The 2,870-nt window shown below is 55.7% G+C and carries 3 protein-coding genes; 2 read left to right on the forward strand and 1 reads right to left on the reverse strand.

The genetic code is table 11. The features are described 5' to 3' along the window. Positions 1-751: 751 nt before the first annotated feature. Positions 752-1,228: a hypothetical protein gene (locus AC07YH_RS26640; protein WP_494749899.1), complete on the reverse strand. Its 477-nt coding sequence runs from the start codon at positions 1,226-1,228 to the stop codon at positions 752-754. On the opposite strand from AC07YH_RS26640, the gene AC07YH_RS26645 reads away from it, so the two are divergent. Continuing rightward, on the forward strand, positions 1,215-2,390 hold the full coding sequence (locus AC07YH_RS26645) for a helix-turn-helix domain-containing protein (protein ID WP_494749900.1): 1,176 nt from the start codon (positions 1,215-1,217) through the stop codon (positions 2,388-2,390). The genes AC07YH_RS26640 and AC07YH_RS26645 overlap by 14 nt on opposite strands. Then, positions 2,387-2,827 (forward strand): hypothetical protein, encoded by a 441-nt coding sequence (locus AC07YH_RS26650; protein ID WP_494749901.1) that lies wholly within the window; start codon positions 2,387-2,389, stop codon positions 2,825-2,827. The genes AC07YH_RS26645 and AC07YH_RS26650 overlap by 4 nt, the downstream gene beginning before the upstream one ends. The last annotated feature ends 43 nt before the right edge of the window (positions 2,828-2,870 follow it).

The following is a 2,870-nucleotide window of genomic DNA, read 5'->3' on the forward strand; positions in this document are numbered from 1 at the left end:
GACCAAGTCGATCGGCTACATCCGTCTCGACCCCGACGATCCACGATAGGCGGCTTATACGATCACCGCCCTGTCGCTCCGCTGATGGCCTTGATCCCGGACGGTCCATCACCCGCGTGCGCTCCTAAAGAGTAAGCGACGCGACCTGACGAAGCCGCTCGGGAACCGCCAGCGGCCCCGCTCAACCTAACCCCGCCGCCGTCTTGGGCCGGATCCAAACGCCCTCCCCCGCGACGGGGATGGCTATGATTGTGCGGCGGGATTCAAGGCGGATCATTCAGGGCTGCGTAAAATCGACAAGCGCTTGATTTCGCTGCGTTCGATCTCGCGAACGCCGAGGACACAGCGCCCTCAATCCCCGTGCTCACCCTCTCCCATAGGGAGAGGGAGGGACCCGCGCAAAGCGCGGGAGGGTGAGGGGTTACACCCTCACCGGACCAGGCACTGACGAAACGCACAACGGAAAAGCCCAGGCTTCACCGGCCACCGGTGAAACCCCTCACCCTCCCACCGCTACGCGGCGGGCCCCACCCTCTCCCTATGGGAGAGGGTTTCCAGCGGGCGCCCCGACGGCTCAACCCCTACCGCCGCCCGACCTCCCCGAGGTCGGCGCGCCCCTTACATCTCTTGGAGGCTGCAGCGTGCAGAGGCGGACGGACGCTCCGCGTCGCCGCGCGGCGGCCGCCCGGAGGGCGGTGTCGGCGGAGTGAGCTGATCAGCCCTGCGACCGTCTCGCCGTGAAGTGTGAGGGTTAGAGAGCGTGAATTTGTTCACGCACTACCGACAGGCGATGTCGGACAAGGCCGTTGATCAGGGCAATGCCAATTGCCAAAGGCGCTGTACAGCAAGCTATAATGCAGAAGCCGGTCCAGCGCTTGAGGGGCAGGTCAGGCCAAAGTGCCGTGGCCACCAGCCCGATCGCACTGAGTAAGACTGCTCCCCAAATCCACAGCTCCCTAAGCGCTATCTCTGGCTCCAGCTCTCTACCTTTGCTTAGCCATTCCACGCGTGCCGCAAGTACCTTTTCTACCTGGGATATTGCTGCCTGGCTGTCTGATCGTCCTTTAAGTATGGCTTCCTCTCTATCGAGAATCATGCCCAACTTATGATAGAGGTTTTCGTAAGGGGCTCGGAAAACGCTCATGGCCAAAGCTATCCCTGCGGTCAACTGGAGGATGCTTGCGAGCGCTCCCAGCGTGGTCGACTGATCGGCGATGCCTGCTGACACGACTGCCCCCAATTGCCTACGCTACGTTCGCGAGAAGCGCGGGTTATCTATCGATCAGGTTGCGGTCGAGCTCAAGGTCAAGCCTCAAAGACTCAGCTTAATAGAAGCTGGCGAGGAGGAGCCGACGATGGCTCAGCTCGCGACTATGAGTGCAGTTTATGGCGTGCCAGACTATGTTCTGGTTTCTGCCGGCGAGCCGGAGTTGAGGTCTGCAGTTGTAGATTTGAGGGCGGCCCAAGCAACGCCTCTGCAGATATCTCCAAAGGGATGGCGAGCCTATTTTTCGAGAGCAGCTTCGGCGGAGCTGATCGATAGCATTGCTGAATCTCTTCAAATAAATCCAAAACTTAAGAGGCCGGAGGACATCAATAGGGATAATGTGGCCGATAAATCTGGTGAGATTTCTCGGCTTCTGTCTTTCGACCCAACCGACGAGAGGTGGGTGGAGCATCCGGATCTGGCCCTTAGATACCTCAGGGCAAAGATTGAGGACTTCGGCGTCTATTGTTTTATGGCTGATGCGCCTGCGGAGGATTTTAGGGGTTTGTTTGATCGTTTAAGTGATCGGGCAAGTCTTATCTTAATAAACAAGAAGACATTTAGAACAAAGGCAAGATTATTTACTCTTGCTCATGAGTTTGCTCATTTTTTGATAAACCTGGAGGGCGTTTCTGATCCCGGTAGGGTTGATCACAAGGCTGAGCTTGCATGTAATAAATTTGCTTCGCGCTTCTTGGTCCCTGAAGGCTTCTTGGCGAATCTTTTGCAAAGATCGGAGGGGAGGGGGCTATCTGCTAGAATTTCTTACGTATCGCACCGGTGCCTGCTGAGCCAAGGAGCTGTCGCCTTCCGGCTTAGAGAGGATGGGCACATCTCGGCTCAAGACTATAGTGGCTGGTTCCGAGCGAACGGATTGCCTCCGGGATATAGCGGCGTCTCAACTCAAGAAGAGTTGGCTGAGGGGGAGCGTTCGTCCGGAGGTAATTGGGCCTATAATGTTGTGAGCGATATGGGCTTTCGCCCTATTGAGATCGTTCGACAGGCGCTCGAGCAGCTAGCGATAGACAATGTACACGTAGCTCAAATCCTGAACGCTCGGGGTAAAACCCAAGAGACAGTATTTAAAACTGTTAAAGACAGGATGGCGGAGCTAGGCCTTTGAGCATACCTCCGCCTCCATATCTCTTGGAGTATCGCGCTGCGCTGGCTGTTATGTCGCAAGGGAACATCGGCCCGGCGACGCTTCAGGATATGCTTGATAAGGGTGATGCCTTCTTTTTTGACGGAGATAAATCTGATTTTGAAAAATGCAGTCTGTGCAATTCTTTTGTTCAGTCTCACAAAGATTGTTTTTTGAAAGTGAAGGGAGGGGACTTGCCCCTTCAAGCTGCGGTTGCCGCAAAATTAATAGATAAATCAGAATTGCTGCCAGCTCGACGTATTCTCGCAGAGCCAACGCTCAAGATGATCGGCGTCGCTGCAAGAGAAGAGCTCACGTGCGTAGTTCAGCCGCAAAATGTGCTTTGGGATAATTTGAGCGCTTATAAGCATGCCTCGGTTACAGTGGTTTCAATAGCCGATTTTGTCAGCGCGCTCTAAGTCGCCGCTCACCCCTTCCCCTCTCCCCCGCCATCCGCTACAC

The organism is Caulobacter sp. GW456-12-1-14-TSB4, assembly GCF_059424195.1.

What these genes read in the sequence shown, in the direction of transcription:
- AC07YH_RS26645 (WP_494749900.1), top strand. Translation starts at nt 1,215, where the DNA reads ATGCCTGCTGACACGACTGCCCCCAATTGCCTACGCTACGTTCGCGAG.